Genomic DNA, 21,068 nt, shown 5'->3' on the forward strand with positions numbered 1-21,068 from the left:
GGCGTCGGCGATCAGGGGTAGACGGTGATCGGCTCCTGCGCCGCCGCGCCCGCCCACACGGGCCATCCGGCCAGCGCATCCGTCCCGGACAGCATGACGGCGGCCCGGATCGGCCCGTCCGTGGAGACCGAGTAGGCGCTGCTGCTGCGGACCTCGATCACGGCGTCGCCGCCGACCGGGATGCTGACCTCCTGCGGCTGCCCGCCCGACGTGCCCGCGACCGTCACCGTCACCGCATCGTCCGAGGCGTTCACGAGGTGCATCCGCGGGCCGGGGCCTGCGGGCACGGCCACGAGCACCTCCCCGTCGATCTCCGGCGCAGAGGGCATCCACGCGAAGTCGCTTCCGGCACCGGCACCCGTGGTCTGCCTGACCGCGCCCACGACGGAGGCGTCGGCCTCGATGTCGATGCTGTAGACGCCCGGCTCGAGCGCCTGCAGGTCGACATCCGTGGGCGCGCCCGCGTCGAGCGGGACGGTGGTCTGCAGCACCTCCTCGCCGCCCGAGCGCACGGAGATCCGCGCGTTGGTCGCCTCTTCCGTGGCCATCAGGCGCAGCAGCGTGAGCGGAAAGTCGTCGCTGGCTGCCTCGACCTGGACCCCGGCGAATCCGATGCGCTCGGCGGGTGCTGCAGCCGCATCCTGCAGGTCGGATCCCGACGGATCCAGTGTGCGGATGAGGGAGGACTGCACAGTCGCGCGCAGCGGGGCGCCCTCGGCGGTGACCCGTACCACCGGCGACGGCGTTCCGGCGGCGACGGATGACAGTGGCACGGAGATCTGCGTGCCCGCGGGGACGAGGACCGAACTCGACGTCTCTTCGAGGCCGAACATGGTGATGGTCGCCGTCGCCGTCACATCGCCGGGGTTGGCGAGGATGACCAGATCGCTGGTGCCCGTCTCGACGGCGCCGCCGATCAACCAGGACTCGGTGCGGGGCTCGCGGCAGGCTGCTGCGGCGAGGCCGGAGAGGTCATCGGCATTCAGCGTGATGGATTCGGCCGCGGCGATGAGCGAGTCACCGCCCTGCTCGGCGCTGGCGACGAAGTGCTTGGGCCCGGATGACTCTCCGAGCTCGGGGGCTGCGAGTTCGGACTCTTCCGTGCTGCCCGTGCTCTCGACCGTGAGCGACGGGGTGCCGCCGGACTGCTGCTGCGACGCATCCGTCGCGTTGCGCCCGAGGGCGCGGAAGTCCCCTGTGCAAACCAGGGTGGTATCGCCGGCGGTCGGCGTCACCGACACCTGAGCTGGCTGAGCCTGCGTGCTCGGCCACGGCATGGCCACGGCGACGACGACCGCGACCACGCACCCGATGGCCAGCGCGGCGCCGGTGAGGAAACGGGCGCCGGTGGCGACCAGCCTGACGGCTCGGTTCTGGATCATCGCTGCTCCTCATCCTCGTCGGCGTCACCGGCCGAGGGCTCCGGCCTGGCGTCCTCGCGACGCCGTGGCAGGACCAACGGCTCGTCGGCGGCTCTGCCGACGATGCGGGACTGGGATCTGGCCGCGCGCCGGGAGGCCCTGGTCGGGATGGAGAGCAGCAGAGCGGCGAACACGACGATGAGCTGCAGGACGATGATCGACCCAGCGGTCCCCTGCTCGGCGCGGGTCGGGTCGGACCGCTCGGCCGGCTCGGCATCGAGCCGCCACAGCACGCCCTTGTCGGTCTCCCCGACCTTGACGAAGCCGGCGCGCTGGTCGAGCGCCGTCACCGCCTCGACGCGGAACGCACGAGCCGCGTCGGATTCGGAACCGCGTGGCTGATCGAGCAGGACGAAGTGGATGCCGTGGGCGGCGAGCTCGCCTGGAGCGTCGAAGGTGCGCGGCGAGAGCAGGTCGACGGCCAGGGCGCTGATGTCGACGCCCTGCGGCGACGTCGCCGTGCTGAGCATCGTGGTCTGCGCTCCGAGCGTGGCGCTGGCACCCCACACCACGTCGATCGCGAGCCCGCCGTCGTTCTGCGGGGTGAGCACGAGCGTGGAGATCTCGCGGTCGCCCCGCGCTTCGGCCGCGACGTAGGCGGGCAGCGTGCTCTCGGGCCCGTTGGTGAGCTCCGTGCGTCCGCCGTGCAGCGCGGTGAGGGCGGGCAGGGCGCATACGGCCAGCGCGAGGCCCGCGACGGTGACGGCGGCGATGCGCAGCTTCGGCATCGTGATCGCGGTGTCGAGGGTGACGAGGGCGCCGCCGACCAGTCCCGCCCACGCGAGGCTGAGACCGGTGCCGGGCCAGATCGCCACGGGAGTGCCCTGGGTGAAGCTGACGCTGACGCCGACCGCGAGGAACGCTGTGGCGAGACCGGCCATCGTGACGCCGAGCAGCGTGATGCCCGCGCCCCAGCGCGGCGCGACGGCGGCGGCCAGCGCGAGCAGCGCCACGGGTGCGATGAGCACAGGAGCCCATGCGGCCAAAGCGGGGTCGAGCACGTCCATCCAGCCGGCGAGGTCGGCCGTCGGGAATCCGCTGGCCAGCACGAGCCGTCCTGCCGGGTCGGCGCCGACCTGCGCCCCGGCCCAGACGGCGCCGGGGTCGGCGAACACCGACCACAGCTGCCCGTTCTGCGCCTGCCAGAACGCGAGAGGAGCGAACAGGACAGCGGTGGGCGCCAGCATCCACAGCAGGCGGACGGCGCCGTGGAACCACGCGCGGGAGAGCACGATGATGATCGCCAGCAGCCACAGCACGATCAGCGCCGGCGCGAGCGACGGTGCGCAGGCGATGGTCGCCGCGAGGATGATCGAGGCCGCACCGGCGGCGCCCCACGAGCGGTGCGCGACGACCGCCGTGTGGAAGAGCCACGGCAGGAGGAGGTGGGCGAGCACGGCGGCCGGGCGCCCCTCGATCAGTGCGGTGAGGAAGGTCGGTGCCAGGGCCCAGGCGGCGCCGCCGAAGATCCGCAGCCCCCCGCGGTCGGTGATGCGCGTGGCCGCGAACCACCCGCCGAGAACCGCAAGCGGCAGCGCCAGCAACCAGAGCACGACCATCGCGTAGGAGGGCGCCCCGGCCCAGAGCGTCCCGACGACGGCGAGAACGGCCGCGAACGGGTCGGCGGGGCCGATGACGCCGATGCCGACACCGCGCTGCCCCCAGGCCGCGTCGGACCACAGAGCCGCGACCGTGTCGCGGAGGGGAAGCAGGGCGCCCCCGCCGATCGCCGGCCAGGCCAGGAGCGTCGTGAAAGCCGCGATGCTCACGACGAGGGCGCCGAGCACTGCCCACGCGCCTCCGCCGGAGAAGAAGTCGAGTTCGCTGACGGCGCCGCCTTCGCTGCCGTGACCGTCGTCGAGTCGGCGACGCAGCTCTGCGCGGCTGATCCGCAGTGGGGCGATGCGCGCCCACGAGGCCTTCCTGTTGGTGCGGATGCCGCGGCGCGAGCGGGCGACAGCGCCGAAGCGGACCATCGCGGCGAGGGCTGCACCCCACTCGGGTAAGACGGATGCGGGGCGTTTGGCGACCAGATGCGCGATCGTGCGCCACAGCGCCAGGGGAAGCAGGCTCAGCCAGTGCAGCGGGACGACGGCGGCCGGCGCGTAGGCGAGGCGGCGGTGCAGCTGGGCAAGGCGTGTGACGTAGGTGCGCGGCGCCTGACCCTGCGGCAGGGCGGCCGGTCCGTCGGGGCTGACGGAGACGCGGGCACCGGGGGCGAGCGTCACGCGTCCGCCGGCGAGGCGGGCACGGACGCCGAGGTCGAGCCCCTCGTCGGCACCGCCGAGCCCGGGGTCCGGCAGCAGCCGCCCGGTGGTCTCCGCACGGATGAGCATCCCGCGGATGTCGGCGCCGAGTGCGTCGTCCCGGCCGTCGTGCTGGTTCTGGTCGAGCTCTCCTGCCGCGAGTTCGACGGAGCGTCCCCAGCGTGTCATCGTCACGCCCAGGCTGACAAGATGCCGGTCGTCGTCGACGTCGACGAGCTTGGGTGCCGCAATGGACGCGGACGGCGAACGCTCCAGAGCCCCCGCGAGCTGAGCGAGTGCGCCCGGATGCGGGGCCGTGTCGTGCGCGAGGAGCCAGATCGCCGCGTCGTCGGCGACGCGCGGCTTCGCGAGCGCCACGGCCTCTGCGAAGGACGTGCTCGTGCGGGCCTCGATGATCCCTTCGACAACCCGGGCGATCGCATCGCTCTCGCGCGCCGCCGTGCCGTCTCCGCAGACGACGAGGGTCACGGCGTCCGGCCGACGCGTCTGAAGCGTCAGGGCATCGAGCGTGCGCAGCAGCTGAGCTCGGGAGGACGGCCCAGGGCGCGCGACGATGATGGCATGAACTCGGGTTGGCATGGCCTGGTCAGCCTAAACGCTCGAGCACGGCGTCTTCGTCAGCCCGTGCGGCGTGGCCGCCAAGCTGTGTGCGGTCAGCCGGCCTGGCGCTTGAGCTTGCGGCGCTCGCGCTCGCTGAGCCCGCCCCAGATGCCGAAGCGCTCATCGTTGCCCAGCGCGTACTCGAGACATTCGCCGCGGACGTCGCACGACGAGCAGATGCGCTTTGCATCCCGCGTCGAGCCGCCCTTCTCGGGGAAGAACGCCTCCGGGTCGGTCTGCGAGCAGAGTGCGTCGGTCTGCCAGGCGAGCGCCGAATCCTCATCGACCTCTGCACGCCTGACCCCGGGAACCCCGAGATTGACCGGATCGACAAACCAGTTCTCGGGAACGTCGGAACGGTAACCCGTCATATCGTTCTCCTTGCCCTATTACTGCCCCCCGCTGGGCCTTGCACCACTAATTACACCCGTGTCATTCGCCGCGGTCAAGTCGCGGATCGTAAACCCTCAAGCAAGTCTTGAAGGTTCACGGCGTGTCATCGGCGTGTCGCGCCGGGCTCGGCGACGAATGCCTCCCCCGTGCCGGCGAGGACGAGCACCGTCTTGTCGGCCGATGCGAAGACCGCCTGGCCGACAGGGACGTCGACAGCGTCGCCGTCCGAGCCCGCGACCGTGACCTCTCCCCCGGTGACGAGCACCATGGTCGGGCCGGTGACGTCGAGCTCGACGGCATCGCCCGTGATCTCGACGCGACGCAGGGCGAAGTCGTCGACATCGACCGGGTAGGCCGTGACGGCACCGTCCGCGGACGGCCGCAGCACGGGGACGATCCCCGGAGTCGTGTCCAGCACGGAGAGGAGTTCGGGCACATCGATGTGCTTGGGTGTGAGCCCGCCGCGCAGAACGTTGTCGCTCGCGGCCATGATCTCCACGCCGAGGCCCGAGACGTAGGCGTGCAGGAGCCCCGCACGGAGGAAGATGCCCTCGCCGCGGCGCAGCACGATGAGGTTCATGAGCAGTGCCACGACCACGCCCGGGTCGCCGGGGTTGCGCGCGGCGATGGCCCTGACCGCCTCCAGCTCGGCGGCGAACTCCGCGGAGGATGCGGCATCCACTGCGTCGATGATGTCGTCGACCTCTGTCTGCGCCGAGCCCGAGAGCAGCCACGCGATCGTGCTGCCGAGGGGATCGTCTGCCGCGGTGAGCCTCTCGCGGAGCGCGTCGGGACCGGCAGACGACCCGAGTGCGGCGACGAGACGCAGGGTGTCCTCGACGGGACGCAGTCCGCCCAGCGCCTCGAACCGGTCGCTGAGCGCGACGATGAGCTCAGGCTTGTGATTGTCATCGCGGTAGTTGCGCTGCGGGTCGTCGGCGGCGAGGTGCGCTTCGCGCGCCCAGCCGTCGCGCGCCTGCTCGATCGTGGGGTGGACCTGGATCGACAGCGGATCGGCGGCCGCGAGCAGCTTGAGCAGGTACGGGAGGGATCCGCCTGTGACGGTGTCCAGCGTCGAGCCGCCATCGACATCGGCGGGGTCGCCGGGGTGGTCGCCGAACCAGACCTCCGCCTCGGGCGCACCGGTGGGTTCGCGGCCTTCCAGTTCGGCGATCAGAGTGGACGATCCCCAGGCGTAGTCGCGGGGCTCGTTCGAGAGTCGAAGCAGCATGGCCCCAGCGTATCGAGGGGGTGGGCGCCGTCGTGCGCGGTAGCCTGATTCCGATGGCGCAGTATACGAAGCACCCCGTGGCAGCCCCGCCCATCGCGCCGGAGCGCGAGTCGACGGGGCATCTGCTGCTGCGCGCGTACGCGACGCTCGTCCTGTTCGCCGTGTTCGCCCACACCGCGGTGTACAACCTCGTCGGAGAAGTCGGCGCCGGTGTGATCATGGCGCTGTTCCTGCTGGGCGCGCTGGCGATCGGGATCCCGATGCTGGCCCAGGGCCGCCCGCAGCCGTTCGCGTGGCGGCGCCTGCCGTGGGCCGCGCTGGCGTACACGGCCCTCGCGCTGCTGTCGGTGGCGTGGTCGCAGTGGCGGCTGTCGACGATCCTGACCTGGGTGCTCCTCGCGGCCGTCACCGTCAACGCGCTGCTGATCGCGCACGCGCTGGTGTGGCATGAGATCGTGCAGGCGCTCGGGTCGGCGTTCAAGTGGATCATCGGCCTGTCGATCGCCCTCGAGCTGACCGTGTCGCTCGTGCTCCGCCACCCGCTGCTCCCCAACTTCGCGACCCTCCCCGACGGCGACATCGATCCGCACTGGTACTGGGTGCGCGACAACTTCTTCGACGGCGGACGCATCCAGGGGATCGTCGGCAATTCGAACGTGCTCGCGATCATCTGCCTGTTCGCCATCATCACCTTCGGTGTGCGGATCGCGGTGCGCGCCCGGTGGCGGGTCACGCATGCGCTGTGGATCGTGGCCGCCGGGTATCTGATGTTCCGCGCCTCGTCGGCGACGGCGTATCTGTGCGGTCTGGCCGCTGCTGTCGTCCTGCTCGTCGCGATCCTCATCCGGCGCGCCCGCACGCCGGGAGGCCGCGGGCGCATCTACGCGACGTGCGGCGGCATCGTGGCTGTCGCGGTCGCCGCGCTCTTCGTCTTCCGCGAGCCGCTGTTCGCGGCTCTGGGGCGCGGCGCAGATCTCACCGGGCGCACCGATGTGATCTGGTCGAAGGTGCTCGAGCGGGCAGCGCAGCATCCGATCTTCGGCAACGGCTTCTCGAGCCCATGGATCCCGACAGATCCCGCGTTCGACGAGTGGATCACCGACCACGGGATCACGGTCTTCCACGCGCACAACATGTGGCTGGACGTGCTCATGCAGCTCGGCGTCGTCGGTCTCGTGCTCATGGCTGCCGCGTACCTCAGCCTGCTGTGGCGGGCATGGTTCTTCGCGGTGGATCGCCCGCGCTGGGATCTGCGGGCCGATCGCCCGTTCTCGCCGCTGACGCTGCTGCCCGTGCTGTTCACGGTCGTTCTTCTCGTGCACGGGCTCGCGGAATCCACTCCGATCATGCTCTGGGGTTGGATGCTGCTGGTGATGTTCTCGTTCAAGCTCAAGGCCGTGCCTCTGGTGGGCGTCGGATTGAGCGAGCGCTCGCGCGTCACCGAGCGCGGGCACGAGGCTCGGCGCGTCCCGTGACGTCGGCCGCCGCCGCGCTGTCCCGACTCCTCGGCTCGGTCGAGATGGCGCGCGCCTACACGCTCACCGTTCTCGGCGCCGCGTTCGGGTCGTTCGCGATCGGACGGATGACCTCGCCTCAGACGTACGCGACGATCGTGCTGCTGCTGACGGTGCTCGGGATCGCGATCCTGTTCGTGCGCCGTGAGGAGCTCTCGCTGCTGCGCATCGCCCCGACGTCGCTGCTCGTGTTCCTCGCTCTCGCACTCGCGAGCATCGTGTGGACGACCGACCGCTCGGACACATTCGTCAGCTGGCTGTGGCTGGTCGGCTTCGCCGTGATGGCCATCACGGTCGGTCACATCCGGGACACCCTTCAGACGGTTCGCGCGATCGGCGACACGCTCCGCGTGATGCTCGGTCTGTCGCTCGGCGTCGAGATCCTCTCGGGCGTCCTCCTCGATGTGCCGATCCGGTTCCTGGACATCGCCGGGAACCTCGCGGTGGGCGGTCCGATCCAGGGCGTGTTCGGCACGAGGAACATGCTCGGGTTCGTGGCCGTGATCGCGCTCATCACGTTCGTGATCGAGTGGCGGTCGCAGTCGGTCGCGGCTCCCATCGCGGTGCCTTCGATCGCGCTCGCGGGTTTCCTCGCGCTGCTCTCGGCGTCGCCGACCGTCCTGGTCCTCGCGGTCACCGTCGGCGTGGTCACGGCAACTCTGATGATCGTGCGGCACACCCCGGCCGAGCGGCGCACGTTCGTGCAGTGGGCGCTGGGCGCGCTGGTCGTGGGGGCCCTCGTGCTCGCGTTCGCGTTCCGCCACCCGATCATCCGGTGGATGGGAGCGGGGTCCGACTTCTCCACGCGAGCGGACCTGTGGAACAAGATCCTCGATTTCTCCGCGGTCAAACCGTTCCAGGGGTGGGGCTGGTTCGGACCGTGGGATCGCGGCGAGTACCCGTTCGTGTACATCAACTACTGGCTCGGCGACCATCATCAGACGGCGCTGAACGCGTTCTTCGACGTGCTCCTGCAGCTCGGTTTCATCGGCCTCGTGCTGTTCCTTCTCCTCGGCGGCGTGGCGATCGTCCGGTCGTGGCTGGTCGCCAGCGCGCGACGATCGGTCGTCTACGCCTGGACGCCACTGGTCCTGGTGACGCTGGCGGTGGATTCGATGTTCGAGAGCTTCACGCTGGACGGCGCGGGCTGGTTCATGCTCGTGCTGTGCGCGCTGCGCGCCGGGCAGTCGCGTTCGTGGCGGGAGAGCATCGAAGCCGCGAACACCGGGGTGATCCCGACGCTGCGGGCGCAGGAGTGACCGGGGATCCACATGTGCGGCAGGTAGGCTGTCCGGGTGCCACACGTCCTTCAGAATGTCGTCTTCCCGCTCGATCGCGACCCTGATCTGCTCCCGCTGTACGCCGACCCCGAAACGTGGTCGGTGATCGATGAGAAGCCGGTGCGCGTCTCGAACCGTGCTCAGCTCGGCAACATCCTCGGGCGCCACCGCGCCCGCATCGTCTCGGGTCGCCGTGTTTCGCTCGGCACATATTTCAACGCGTTCCCCGCGTCGTACTGGCAGCACTGGACGAGCGTGCGGCAGGTGCGGCTCACGGTGCGTACGACCGGGCCGGCGACGATCCTCGTCTATCGCTCCAACGGTTCTGGAGTACGACAGCGCGTCGACACCCGTGAGGTGACGGGCGAGGCGACCACCGCCTTCGATCTCGAGCTGACGCAGTACAGCGACGGCGGCTGGATCTGGTTCGATGTCGTCGCCGAAGACAATCAGGCAGTGCTCGAGGGCGCCCAGTGGACGACCGAGCAGGAGCCCGCCCGTGCCGGGAAGGCCTCGCTCGGCATCACCACCTACAACAAGCCCGACTACTGCGTCGAGACGCTGCAAGCACTGGCGGCATCTCCCGGCGCGCTCGAGTTCGTCGACCGGATCTTCCTGGTGGACCAGGGCACCCAGCTCGTATCAGAACAGGACGGCTACGGCGAGGTCGCCGAGAAGCTCGGCGATACGCTGCAGGTGATCCGACAGCCTAATCTGGGTGGTTCCGGCGGGTTTGCCCGGGCGATGCACGAGACGCTGCAGCGCCCGGAGAGCGACTTCGTTCAGCTGCTGGACGACGACGTGCGGTTGGAGCCAGAGTCCTTGCGTCGCTCGATCGTGTTCGGTCAATACGCGACAAAGCCGATCCTCGTCGGCGGGCATATGTTCGATCTACTGGATCGACCCAAGCTGCACGGATGGGCCGAAGTCGTCGATGAGTCGCCGTTCATGTGGCGCAACCTGTACCAGGAGGAGATGCCGCACGACTTCGGCGCATCGAATCTGCGTCAGTCAACACTCCTGCACATGCGGATGGATGCCGACTACAACGGGTGGTGGATGTGCCTCATCCCCCTCGACGCCATCCGACAGGTCGGACTGTCGCTCCCCGCGTTCATCAAGTGGGACGACGCCGAGTTCTGCCTCCGGGCAGGCGAAGCCGGGTTTCCCACGGTATCCATGCCCGGCGTCGCGCTCTGGCACATCTCCTGGGTCAACAAGGACGACTCGATCGACTGGCAGGCGTACTTCCATGCCCGCAACCGCATCGTCGCGGGGCTCCTGCACTCGAATGCACCTCGCGGCGGCCGGCTGATCAGACACAGTCGCCGGGTCGATCTCAAGCACCTCATGATGATGCAGTACTACCCGGTGGAACTGCGCGCACGTGCACTGCGCGACGTGCTCTCTGGCCCCGGCCACATGGTGCCGAAACTCGCGAAGGCGATGCCGGAAGCTCGAGCACTCGCAGCCGAGTATCCGGAGACCACCGTTCACCGTGATCCGTCTGCAGTGCTGCACTCGCGACGGGGGCGTCAAGTCTTCAAAAGGTCGCGGCGTCATGAGTACGACAGCCCGCGTGGGCTGCGCTTGATCCGCTTCACTTTCGTCACGCTCATCGCGCACTGGCTGCACAAACCCAACCCGGCGAACGTTGAACAGCCCGAGGTCGAGTTCGGCAAGGACGATGCGCACTGGTGGCGCGTCCCAGCATTCGACAGCGCCCTGGTGAGCGCTGCCGACGGATCGGGCAAGAATATTTATACGCGCGACCGCCGGAAATACCGTCGCATGCTGCGCGAGTCACTGCGCCTGCACCGAGAGCTGCGACGACGGTGGCCCGAGCTGCAGAAGCAGTACCGGCAAGCACTGCCCGATCTCGTCTCCCCAGCGTCCTGGCGACGGATCTTCGAGGAGAAGGCATGACGATGACGTTCGACCCGGCATCGGCGACGATCGTCATCGTCACGTACAACCGTTCTCACCTTCTCTCGGGACTCCTCACGAGCATCAGCGCCATGGACCCGAAGCCCGGCCGCGTCGTCATCATCGACAACGCCTCCGCTGACGACACCGCCGAGGTCGTGGAGTCCTTCCGCGATGGGATCGGCGCCGAGATCGTCTACCGCAAGCTGGAGACCAATACCGGCGGTTCGGGCGGGTTCAGCGAGGGCATGCGCACCGCGTACGAGCTCGGCAGCGAGTGGATCTGGATGATGGACGACGACGTCGAGGTCCTTCCCGACGGCCTCGCGAAGATGGGCAGGTGGACGCCGCGCTTCAAGAGCATCCAGGGACGCCGCTACGACTACGACGGCAGCGAGTTCTACTGGCAGTACCGGATCGCTGAGCGCATGGGCATCCCGATCCCGTTCGCCCCCGCCGGGTTCGACGAATCCGGCTTCAAGGAGATGAACAGCGGATGCTTCGAGGGCATGTTCATCCATCGTTCGATCGTGTCGCAGATCGGGCTCCCCGATCCGCGCTTCTTCATCTATTGGGACGATCAGATGTACGGCTGGCTGGCTTCGCGGCTCACGACAGCCGTGATCGTCGACGAGTTCGTGCTGCGCCGCACCCGCGAGATCAAGCAGTGGGACATGGGTGTGCGGCACATGAACGCGTCCAGCAACGCGTATCGGTACTACATCATGCGCAACCGGGCGTTCATCAAGCACTACTATCGTGTGCACGGTGTCTACAACCCGGTGCTGTTCGGCCTCGGGACCACGGCGACGTTCTTCAAGGAGCTCATCCGACTCGTGTTCGTCGAGAGAACCGTGCGGGGCACCAGTAATCTGTTCCGAGGCATCCGCGATGGCGGCAAGGCCGCCCGCGATCGCAGCTGGCGACCCATGCCCGCTTTGGAGGACTGATGAGCGACGGACAGCCCCGCCCCGAGTGGATCTTTCCTGAGGAGAAGAAGCGCGACAAGGGTCGCATCTGGTTGATCGTCGGACTGTCTGTGATCGCCTTGGCGATCGTCGGCACATTGCTGTTCTTCCTGCTGCCGCGCGAGGGAGCCCCGGTGCCCTCCCCCTCCCCGACCGCGAGCTCGACGACATCGTCGCCCACGCCGACGTCGGATTCCACGCCCACGCCGACGTCCGCTCCGACATCGACATCCGAGCCGGCTCCTTCGCAGCCGCCCGCTGCGGATCCGGGCATGGATGTCTTCGTCGAGAAGGTCCGGCCTCGACTGGACGACGGGGTACGAGGGCTCCAGCTCGTGCAGGACAACATGGATCTCGGCGCACAGATCGTCGACTCGTTGCAGAACGACGCAGCAGTGCTGTCAGACACCCCTGCGCCGAGCTCAGTCGCTGCAGAGTGGAGCGACATGGTGACGCAGTACAGTTCGAAGCTCGGCGACCTTCGTGCGGCCTACGACAACGGTTCCGATCCCCACGCGCCTCTCGAGGCAGCAAGCACGGCTCTGCAGAAGGTACGCGCGCTGGTCGGCCTCTGAGGTCAGCTTACGCCGGAGTCATCGTTGTAGCGGTCGAGGACGTCGTTGATCCCGGCATCGAGCACGAGCTCCCCTTTGTTCAGGTACAGTCCACGCTTGCAGAAACGGCGCAGATCCCGCTCGTTGTGGCTGACGAAGAAGAGTGTGCGCCCCTCGGCGAGCAGTTCGTCGATGCGCTTGTAGCACTTCTCACGGAAGGCCTTGTCGCCAACGGCGAGCACTTCGTCGACGAGCAGGATGGGCTCGTCGAGCTGTGACACGACCGAGAACGCCAGGCGGACCTTCATACCGTTCGACAGGTGCTTGTAGGGCGTCTCCTGAAAGTCCTCGAGCTCAGCGAATGCGATCATGTCGGCGTAGCGCCGCGTGATCTCGGCCTTGGCCATGCCGTGCAGCCCCGCGGTCAGTCGCACGTTCTCACGCACGGTGAGGTCGCCAACGAAACCACCGGTGAGTTCGATCAGGGGCGCCACTCCCCCGTGCACCGTGACAGAGCCCTCGTCAGGCAGCAGAACTCCCGCGACCAGCCTCAACAGCGTCGACTTGCCCTGACCGTTACGACCGACCACGCCGATCGCCTCGCCCTGCTGCACGGTGAACGAGACATCGCGCAACGCCCAGAACTCCCCGGGGCGACTGCGTCGCGAGGCGTCGGCGAAGAGATCCTTGAAGCTCCGGCGGCCACGGCGGTTGCGTCGGAACTGCACGCCGAGGCCCTGCACCTCGATAGCTGCCTGCATCACAACTCCTTCAGCACGGGACGCTCGAGAGTGCGGAACACCCACCAGCCCAGTGCGAAGATCGCGAGGCTCATGACCACGCCGATCACCACGGTATTGGTGTGCCATTGATCGGGGAAGAACGCCATGCGATACATCGTGAAGATGCCGGCCAACGGGTTGAAGGACCCGATCACTTCGAACGGCCCGGGCAGGTTCGAAACACTGTAGATGATGGGCGTCGCATAGAACAGTGCCCGCAGAATCAGCCCGGTCGTGCGTTCGAGGTCTGAATAGAGCGCGCACAACGGGGCGACGAGCATCCCGAGTCCGACGAGAAGGATCACCTGCAGGAGAACCGCGACAGGGAACCACAGAATGCCCCAGCCGAATTGCGTGCCGGGGGAGAAGATCGCGAACAGGGCCAGCACCGGTAACGAGAACAGGAACTCCATGCCCTTGCTCAGCACGATGCGGTTCACCCAGATCGATCGCGGGATGTTCGTGGACCGCACAAGGCGGGAATCCTTCTTGAACGCTTTCGTGAAGTCCGACACCGACGAGTTGAACCACACCCAGGGCAGCAGCGCACTGATGAGGAAGACAATGTACGGATCCTCGCCGACGTCGCGTTTGAACACCTGCGTGAACACGAACCAATAGATCGCACTCATGACCAATGGATCGAGCACTGACCAGAGGTAACCGAGAAGGCTCGTCGCGTACCGGACCTTCAGGTCGCGAGCGGACAGCAGCCACAGCGAATGCAAATACCGCCGGGGCGTCCCCGGCGCCCCGACAGCAGCGTGACTCACAGCTCTGAGTCTAGGAGAGAGTGTTGTTCCACATCGACAGCGCCGAGCCGATGGCCATGTGCATGTCGAGATACTGGTACGTTCCGAGGCGTCCTCCGAAGTGGACGTCCTTCTCGCCCTTCTGCAGTTCGCGATAGGTCAGAAGGCCTTCGCGGTCTGCGGGCGTATTCACCGGGTAGTACGGTTCGTCGCCCTTGTCGGCAAATCGCGAGAACTCGCGCATGATGACGGTCTTGTCGGTGGGATAGACGTCCTTGCGCTCGGGGTGGAAGTGCTTGAACTCGTGGATGCGGGTGAAGGGGACGTCCAGGTCGGGGTAGTTCATCACCGGGGTGCCCTGGAAGTCGCCGATGTTCAGCACCTCCTGCTCGAAGTCGAGCGTGCGCCAGCTGAGTTCGCCCTCTGCGTAGTCGAAGTAGCGGTCGACGGGGCCGGTGTAGACGATCGGCACCTGACCGACGAGCGCCTTGCGGTTCAGGGGCTGGGACTCGTCGAAGAAGTCGACGTTCAGCTTCACCTCGATGTTCGGATGCTCCGCCATCCGCTCGAGCCACGCGGTGTAGCCGTCGGTCGGCAGGCCCTCCCAGGTGTCGTTGAAGTAGCGGTTGTCGTAGTTGTAGCGAACGGGGAGGCGACTGACGATGTCGCCGGACAGCTTGTGCGGGTCGGTCTGCCACTGCTTCGCCGTGTAGTCGCGGAAGAACGCCTCGAACAGGGGGCGCCCGACGAGGGCGATGCCCTTCTCCTCGAAGTTCTGCGCGGTCTTGACGTCGAACTCGCCGGCCTGCTCCTTGATGAGCGCGCGCGCCTCGTCTGGCGAGTACGCCGCCTGGAAGAACTGGTTGATCGTGCCCAGGTTCACCGGCATCGGATACACGACGCTCTTGTGGTTCGTGTAGACGCGGTGGACGTAGTTCGTGAAGGTCGTGAAACGGTTGACGTACTCCCACACCGTCGGGTTCGAGGTGTGGAACAGGTGCGCACCGTAGCGGTGGACCTCGATGCCGGTCTCCGGCTCGGCCTCGCTGTAAGCGTTTCCGCCGATGTGGGGGCGGCGCTCGATGACGGTGACCTTGCGGCCGGCTTCAGCGGCACGCTCAGCGATGGTGAGGCCGAAGAAACCCGACCCGACGACGAGGAGATCCATCCTTTCAGCGTACCGGCGGACGGTCAGCGCAAAGAATCTAGAATGGCAAAGCCATGACTCTGCAGATCTTCGTGCCCTTCTGGGGTGACCCTGACCTTCTCTTCGAGACGATCGACTCCGTTCGCGCCCAGCACAATCCCGCCTGGGAGCTGACCATCATCGATGACTGCTACCCCGACGAATCGGTCGCTGCACGGCTGTCCGCCGAGACTGACCCGCGCATCACCTACCTGCGCAACCCCGCCAATCTCGGCATCACCGAGAACTATCGCGAGGCGATCCGTCGCGCGACGGCCAGCCACATCACGATCCTCGGCTGCGATGATCTGCTGCACCCGAACTATGTCGACGTGATCCTCGGAGCGATCGATCGTCACCCCGCGGCCGACGTCATCCAACCCGGCACTCAGGTCATCGATGAGCACGGCTCGGTGATCCGGCCGCTCGCCGACCGAGTCAAGCGGAGCGTCCTGACGCCCCGCGGCGGTGAGAGAGTGCTGGCCGGCGAGCAGATGGCTACGAGCCTGCTCCGCGGCGACTGGCTCTATTGGCCCTCGCTCACCTTCCGCACCGAGACCCTGCGCCGGATCGATTTCCGCGAAGGTTTGCCGATCATTCAGGATCTGGCACTGCTCATCGACATCGCGTTCGACGGCGGCGCACTCGTGTACACGCCCGAGCTCGCGTTCTCGTACCGTCGCCACGGCTCGAGCGCATCGCAGAAGACGTTGCTCGACGGGCGCAGGTTCCGCGATGAGCGGTCCTACTACAAGCTCGCTCGTGAACTGGCTAAGAAGCGAGGGTGGCGCCGCACAGCAAGGGTCGCTCGCGTGCGGCTCCTGGGACGCCTACATGCGGTGACCGAGGTCCCTGGCGTTCTGCGGCACGGTGACAGCGCTGGGCTAAAGTCGACCCTGGCCCATATCTTCGCCGTCTGACACATCCGAGAGGTCCCATTCATGGTCGAACAGGTACTCATCACCGGCGGAGCGGGCTTCATCGGCTCGCACCTGGCGCGCCGCTTCGCACGAGACGGACACCGGGTAACGGTCCTGGACTCGCTCGAGAAGCAAGTGCACGGCGACGACCCCGCCACCACCTCTCCCCTTCTCCGCGACGTCAGTGAAGTCGCCACGGTCCTCGAAGGCAGTGTGACTTCACCTGACCACCTCCGGCGCGCACTCGAAGGGGCGACGATCGTCATCCATCTCGCCGCCGAGACCGGCACCGGCCAGTCGATGTATGAGATCGACCGGTACACGGCGACGAACGTGGGCGGCACGTCCAAGCTGCTCGACATCCTGGCCAACAACAAGCACTCGGTGAAACGCGTCGTCATCGCTTCATCACGATCGATTTACGGCGAAGGCGCCTACCTCACCGAGGACGGCAGAACCGTCTACCCGGGCCATCGGGCCGATGCAGACATGGCGGCCGGCGACTTCGAGGTTCATCACCCCGGCGAAGGCGCGCTCACGCTGACGCCGACTGATGAAACAGCATTGCTTCACCCGTCGTCGGTCTACGGCATCACCAAACAGATGCAGGAAGCACTGATCATGACCGTCGCCCCCACGCTGGGGATCGAGGCGACCTCTGTGCGCTACCAGAACGTGTACGGTCCCGGGCAGTCGTTGAAGAACCCGTATACCGGCATCCTCTCGATCTTCTCGACGCTGATCCGCCAAGGCAAGGAGATCAACATCTTCGAGGACGGCGAGGAGAGCCGCGACTTCGTCTACATCGACGACGTGGTCGAGGCCACCTTCCTCGCGGCAACTCACCCCGCGGCGGCCGGTGAGATCTTCAACGTCGGCTCTGGCGTCGGAACCACCGTCAACGAGGTCGTCTCCGCGCTGTTCGCAGGACTCGGCAGAGAAGTCCCGACTCGGGTGTCCGGCAATTACCGCCTCGGCGACATCCGGCACAATATCGCCGACACGAGCAAGATGAGCCGCCAGCTCGGGTTCACCCCCGCGGTTTCTTTCAGGGACGGTGTCGCGGCCTTCACGCGCTGGGTGCTCACGGAGCCCGTCGAGCAGGACTCCTACCAGCGTTCGCTCGATGAGATGGCGGAGCGGAACCTGCTCAAGTGACACGCGCGTTGCACGAGCCGCAGGAGTTTCCCTTCCGCACGAACAGCCTGAACCTGTTCCGTCTGATCCTCGCGGCTCTCGTCCTGATCGCGCACGCGTATTACACCGCGGGCTACGACTGGTCTCCAGGGTTCAACGGTGAGAATCTCGGCGGGTGGGCGGTGATCGGCTTCTTCGTGATCAGCGGTTTCTTGATCACGAGATCGCGCCTGCGCACCGATGCAGGAGCATTCCTCGTGCACCGCATCGCCCGCATCATGCCTGCGTTCGTGATCTGCTTGCTGCTGACAGCCGCCGTGTTCGGACCGATCGCGATGCTGGCCACACACGGCTCGCTCGCAGGCTATGCGACGACCGCGCCCACTCCCCTCGAATACGTCTGGGGCAACCTGTTCCTGCACATCGACCACTATGCGATCGGCGAGTCGCTGAGCACAGTCCCTTACGCGAACACGTGGAACGGCTCGCTGTGGACACTGTACTTCGAATTCATCTGCTACCTCATCGTCTGGGTTCTCGGCGCGTTCGCGGTGTTCCGTCGCTCTGTACTGCTGACCGCCGGGCTTTGGGCGTTGTCGATCGCCGTGCGAATTCTCATGGCAACCGGGACGACCGGTGGACTCGACAGTGATTTCGAGTTGCTCGCGCGATTGCTGCCCTACTTCCTCGGGGGCTCGCTGGTGTATCTCATCATTCAGCGGTGGTCGTACGTGCCGCTGTTCGGTCTCATCGCTGCGCCGATCGCTGCTGTGCTGATGGTGTTCGTGCCCGTCGCCGGCGGACCGCTCGCCGCGCCGTTCCTCTGCTACGCCCTGCTCTACTTGTCGACACTCGTGCGGCAACCCGACTGGATCGCCCGCAACGACATCTCGTACGGCTTCTACATCTACGCCTGGCCGATGCAGCAACTGATCTTCATCTTCGGCGGCGCGCAGTTCGGAATCGTCGTGTACATCCTGATCACTGCCGTGGCGACGACGCTGCTCGCGGTGGCGAGCTGGTTCCTCGTCGAGCGACCTGTGATGCGGCTGGCGCGCGGCAGGACCGCGGTGCCGGTGCGCTCGAGCGCCTCCTGACGACGCCGTCAGGCCCGACGGCGTCGCGCTCGGCGACGTGCCTCGCCCCACAGCCGGAGCAGCAGCAGCCGCGACTGCAGCGCCTTGCGGATTCCACGCGGTCGCTCACTCGACGCGTTCTCGTCGTGCAGCCTGCGGCGCAACGTCGGCTGTTCCACATGCGCGAGTTCGCCAACGGCATTGGCCATCGTGGCGATCCACAGATCATGAGATTCAGTGAGGTACCCAGGAAACGGCAGCACCCGATCCAGGAAGTCGCGTCTGACAGCCATCGCGCACCCGAAGTACGGTGCGTCTCCGATCAGCATTCGCCATTGGTTCCGTCTGCGTTTCGGAGCATCCTCCGCTCTGAGGAGCCAGTCGTGACCGGTCAACGGCGAGCGCAATGGCGCATCGGTGCCCAAGAGCACGAGATTGGATGCCGCGACGGCGGCCGTCGCGGTCGCCCCGACAAGCAAGGCGCGTCGGCCCGGGATCCAGATGTCGTCTTGATCTGACAGCATCATCACATCGCCGGTTGCGAGCGCGAGCGCCTGCTCGAACGTACGCACATATCCGAGATTCTCTGCGCGCGGGTGAACGGAGACGCGCGGATCGCCGACCGCTTCGAGCAGTGGTACGGTGCCGTCCGATGAAGCGTCGTCGACGATGATGACCTCGTCCTGCGGCTCGAGCTCAGCGAGGATCGATGCCAATTGCTCGCCCACATAGGATGCGCCGTTGTACGTCGCCATGCAGACGCTGACGCGCAGCTCGGTCATGACTCGCCTCCCAGGAGATCATTCGGCCTGGCTGCGCTCTCGTGCAGCGCCCCTCTCAGCACCATCAGCTGGTATCCCGCGACGCATAGTTCGGAAATCGCAACCGCCCATGCGACAGCCGGCACCGAGCCGATGATTGCGAACAGGATGATCAGCGGCGCGCCGACGGCCGCGCCGACCGCGGTCGAGACCGCAAGCGCTCGAACCCGCCCGAGACTCACCAGGCAGGCGTAGCCGACGACCGCCGCTGTTGCGATCCCGATGAATGCCACACCGAGAGGCAGCGAGACCGAGATCGGCACCGTGATCTTGCCGACCGAGAGCAGCGTGGACACCCACGGGCTGAGCACTGCGATCAGTGCGCCCGCGATGATGCCGATAGCGATGGCCGCGAGCGTCGCGATGCGCATGCGTCGGCGCCGACCGCCGTCATCGACGGGGACCCAGCTCTGAAAGAACTGCTGAATGGGCAGGAATGCGATGGATGCGTATTTGAACAGCCGATCAGCATAGGCGTACATCGGCTGCAGTCCGGGCAGGAACGCCTGAACGGCGATCATGGGCAGGGTGACGTACAGTCCGCTCACGAGCGTCGCCGAGACGGCGTGACGTTGGGAGGCGAGAAGCGCCTTCAGAGGTGTACGGTCCACGAATTCGGCGTCCTGCGGCGATCGTTGCACGATCAGAGCCGATATGGTCACCGCCGCAACGTACCCGAGGCCCTGAAACAGCAGGTAGACCCAAAGCTCGCCTGTCATCCACGTGCCCACGAGCCCGAGCACCGCGCCGCCGACGGTGGGGGCGGTATCGAAGAGCAGCAATCGCTTCGGGCGCCCCTCACCCGTGAAGTACCAGTTCGCGCCGAGATATGGCAGCAGGTAGACGGCCGCGCCGAGGATCGAGATGAGCAGCTCACCGCGGGTGAGAATGATCAAGAGCAGTGCAAGAACCGGAAAGACGCATGCGTACAGCCAGGCGCGGGCCTGTAAGGAGCGCCGGAAGAACGCCGGCCGCCGTCCGACGGGAATACCAGCGACTGTGGCGGCGCCGACCGCTCCCCACCCGAACGCGACGAGGATGCCCCCGAACTGGGCAACGGTCTGGACGAGTGCGAGCCTGCCCCAGGCGATGTCCCCCACCGAAGCCGTCAGCACGGGGATCGAGACGATCCCGAGCAGCGTGACCAGGAGAACCGAGACAGTAAAGCCGCTCAGCCGCCCGACCGTGCGGCGCGCGCCGGCGTAGCTCACCTCTTTTTCCGATCGAGAACAGGCGCGTCCCAGATGATGCAGTCGGCAACAGGCTGCAGCGCGTCCGGCATGCGGCCCGTCCGCCCGCGGATCGCCGCGTTGATGGCTGCACGATACAGACGCCACAGCGCCCGGCGGGGCCTCGCCACCGCGAGAGCATTGACGAAGTGAATACCGTCGAGGAAAGTGTCTCGGATGATCTGCGCCGGCGCTGTCCACAGGTACTCGCGGTTGAGGACGATCCTGTTGCGCACGCGATAGAAGTAGCGGAAGGGTGTGCTCAGCGTGATCTCGGGTGGGATGCCGGGCAGGCGCACCGGACGGCCGAAGAACTCGCGACGATACTGTGTGCCGAGCGCATGTCCGAGGCGCAGACCGGGCGCCGCCAGTACCGCGTATCCCTCACGGCGCAGCCGCAGCTCGAACTCGGTATCGACGAGGTCGATGAAGTAATCTGCACGCAGCTCGCCGATGCTGTCCACCACGTTCAGCGGCAGCAGCATACCCGACTGGATGATGTTTGCCGCAGGGCCGTACGACGCAATCTCTCCGCGCGCCTGACGGACAGCGGCGAAGTACTCCGGCACGATCACACCGACCCGGACGTCGTCGGCGGTCGCCGCATCATAGGTGGCACGCAGCGCATCGACAAAGTCGGCAGGCACGAGCGAGTCCTGGTCGAAGGTGATGACGATCTCCGCGCCGGACTCGCGAGCGAGGCGGATGCCGGTGTTGAGAGCTCCTGCGATGCCGCTGTTCACAGTCTGCCGATGCACGGTGACGCCGCTGGCCGCGAGGCGATCGAGAGTCTCATCCGCGATCGGACCGGAACCGTCGTCGACGACGATGACACCGTCGACCTGAGCGGATACCGAGGCCACCGCATCCTCCGCTTCAACACCGGGGCGGAACGTTGTGAACACCGCCCAGGCGGTTGGAAGATTCGGTTTCATCGCGCACCTAGACTAGCCTCATTCGCTGATGCGAACCTCAGACAGGGAAGAGCGACGATGACCTCCGAACCTGGCC

At 66.9% G+C, this 21,068-nt stretch carries 18 protein-coding genes; 8 read left to right on the top strand and 10 right to left on the bottom strand.

Features of this window, described 5'->3' with window-relative positions:
- Positions 1-11 precede the first annotated feature (11 nt).
- The 4 genes from KEC56_RS07345 to manA all read right to left on the bottom strand — a co-directional run bounded on the left by KEC56_RS07345 (position 12) and on the right by manA (position 5,912).
- Positions 12-1,382, bottom strand: coding sequence for a DUF5719 family protein (locus KEC56_RS07345; protein WP_227530408.1), 1,371 nt, complete (start codon positions 1,380-1,382; stop codon positions 12-14).
- A complete protein-coding gene (locus KEC56_RS07350) occupies positions 1,379-4,267 on the bottom strand; it encodes a glycosyltransferase (RefSeq protein WP_227530409.1) in 2,889 nt (962 codons plus the stop codon). The genes KEC56_RS07345 and KEC56_RS07350 overlap by 4 nt, the downstream gene beginning before the upstream one ends.
- A 74-nt stretch (positions 4,268-4,341) precedes the next feature.
- Positions 4,342-4,659: a WhiB family transcriptional regulator gene (locus KEC56_RS07355; protein WP_175985933.1), complete on the bottom strand. Its 318-nt coding sequence runs from the start codon at positions 4,657-4,659 to the stop codon at positions 4,342-4,344.
- 125 nt (positions 4,660-4,784) lie between these two features.
- Complete coding sequence (manA, locus tag KEC56_RS07360) at positions 4,785-5,912, bottom strand: mannose-6-phosphate isomerase, class I (RefSeq protein ID WP_227530410.1); 1,128 nt, start codon at positions 5,910-5,912, stop codon at positions 4,785-4,787.
- Between the two features lie 53 nt (positions 5,913-5,965).
- Between manA and KEC56_RS07365 the strand changes: the two genes are divergently transcribed.
- The 5 genes from KEC56_RS07365 to KEC56_RS07385 are packed head-to-tail and all read left to right on the top strand — an operon-like array spanning position 5,966 to position 12,175.
- Complete coding sequence (locus KEC56_RS07365; protein WP_227530411.1) at positions 5,966-7,387, top strand: O-antigen ligase family protein; 1,422 nt, start codon at positions 5,966-5,968, stop codon at positions 7,385-7,387.
- Positions 7,384-8,685 carry an O-antigen ligase family protein gene (locus KEC56_RS07370; protein WP_227530412.1) on the top strand — a complete coding sequence of 434 codons (1,302 nt, stop codon included), beginning with the start codon at positions 7,384-7,386 and terminating at the stop codon, positions 8,683-8,685. Before KEC56_RS07365 ends, KEC56_RS07370 begins: the two co-directional genes overlap by 4 nt.
- 36 nt (positions 8,686-8,721) lie before the next feature.
- A complete protein-coding gene (locus KEC56_RS07375) occupies positions 8,722-10,632 on the top strand; it encodes a glycosyltransferase (protein WP_227530413.1) in 1,911 nt (636 codons plus the stop codon).
- Entirely contained in the window at positions 10,629-11,582 is a 954-nt protein-coding gene (locus KEC56_RS07380) for a glycosyltransferase (RefSeq protein WP_227530414.1), read from the top strand. The genes KEC56_RS07375 and KEC56_RS07380 overlap by 4 nt, the downstream gene beginning before the upstream one ends.
- Positions 11,582-12,175, top strand: a complete 594-nt coding sequence (locus KEC56_RS07385; protein WP_227530415.1) for a hypothetical protein — start codon at positions 11,582-11,584, stop codon at positions 12,173-12,175. The genes KEC56_RS07380 and KEC56_RS07385 overlap by 1 nt, the downstream gene beginning before the upstream one ends.
- Positions 12,176-12,177: 2 nt before the next feature.
- Here KEC56_RS07385 and KEC56_RS07390 read toward each other — a convergent pair whose 3' ends face one another.
- The 3 genes from KEC56_RS07390 to glf are packed head-to-tail and all read right to left on the bottom strand — an operon-like array spanning position 12,178 to position 14,856.
- Positions 12,178-12,915 (bottom strand): ABC transporter ATP-binding protein, encoded by a 738-nt coding sequence (locus tag KEC56_RS07390; protein ID WP_227530416.1) that lies wholly within the window; start codon positions 12,913-12,915, stop codon positions 12,178-12,180.
- Entirely contained in the window at positions 12,915-13,709 is a 795-nt protein-coding gene (locus tag KEC56_RS07395; RefSeq protein ID WP_227530417.1) for an ABC transporter permease, read from the bottom strand. Before KEC56_RS07395 ends, KEC56_RS07390 begins: the two co-directional genes overlap by 1 nt.
- A gap of 10 nt (positions 13,710-13,719) precedes the next feature.
- The gene (glf, locus tag KEC56_RS07400; RefSeq protein WP_227530418.1) at positions 13,720-14,856 is read right to left on the bottom strand and encodes a UDP-galactopyranose mutase; all 1,137 of its coding nucleotides are present in this window, start codon (positions 14,854-14,856) and stop codon (positions 13,720-13,722) included.
- Between the two features lie 53 nt (positions 14,857-14,909).
- On the opposite strand from glf, the gene KEC56_RS07405 reads away from it, so the two are divergent.
- Genes KEC56_RS07405 through KEC56_RS07415 form a run of 3 tightly spaced genes read left to right on the top strand, consistent with a single transcriptional unit; the run spans position 14,910 to position 18,028 of the window.
- Positions 14,910-15,794 carry a glycosyltransferase family 2 protein gene (locus KEC56_RS07405; RefSeq protein WP_227530419.1) on the top strand — a complete coding sequence of 295 codons (885 nt, stop codon included), beginning with the start codon at positions 14,910-14,912 and terminating at the stop codon, positions 15,792-15,794.
- Between the two features lie 21 nt (positions 15,795-15,815).
- On the top strand, positions 15,816-16,952 hold the full coding sequence (locus KEC56_RS07410) for an NAD-dependent epimerase/dehydratase family protein (RefSeq protein ID WP_227530420.1): 1,137 nt from the start codon (positions 15,816-15,818) through the stop codon (positions 16,950-16,952).
- Positions 16,949-18,028, top strand: coding sequence for an acyltransferase family protein (locus KEC56_RS07415; protein ID WP_227530421.1), 1,080 nt, complete (start codon positions 16,949-16,951; stop codon positions 18,026-18,028). The genes KEC56_RS07410 and KEC56_RS07415 overlap by 4 nt, the downstream gene beginning before the upstream one ends.
- A gap of 8 nt (positions 18,029-18,036) precedes the next feature.
- Here the strand turns inward: KEC56_RS07415 and KEC56_RS07420 are convergent, their stop codons facing one another.
- Genes KEC56_RS07420 through KEC56_RS07430 form a run of 3 tightly spaced genes read right to left on the bottom strand, consistent with a single transcriptional unit; the run spans position 18,037 to position 20,992 of the window.
- Complete coding sequence (locus KEC56_RS07420; RefSeq protein ID WP_227530422.1) at positions 18,037-18,789, bottom strand: glycosyltransferase; 753 nt, start codon at positions 18,787-18,789, stop codon at positions 18,037-18,039.
- Complete coding sequence (locus KEC56_RS07425) at positions 18,786-20,039, bottom strand: polysaccharide biosynthesis protein (RefSeq protein WP_227530423.1); 1,254 nt, start codon at positions 20,037-20,039, stop codon at positions 18,786-18,788. Before KEC56_RS07425 ends, KEC56_RS07420 begins: the two co-directional genes overlap by 4 nt.
- Positions 20,036-20,992 (bottom strand): glycosyltransferase, encoded by a 957-nt coding sequence (locus tag KEC56_RS07430; RefSeq protein WP_227530424.1) that lies wholly within the window; start codon positions 20,990-20,992, stop codon positions 20,036-20,038. Before KEC56_RS07430 ends, KEC56_RS07425 begins: the two co-directional genes overlap by 4 nt.
- Between the last annotated feature and the right edge of the window lie 76 nt (positions 20,993-21,068).

This window comes from Microbacterium tenebrionis (genome assembly GCF_020682665.1).
Lineage (GTDB): Bacteria > Actinomycetota > Actinomycetes > Actinomycetales > Microbacteriaceae > Microbacterium > Microbacterium tenebrionis.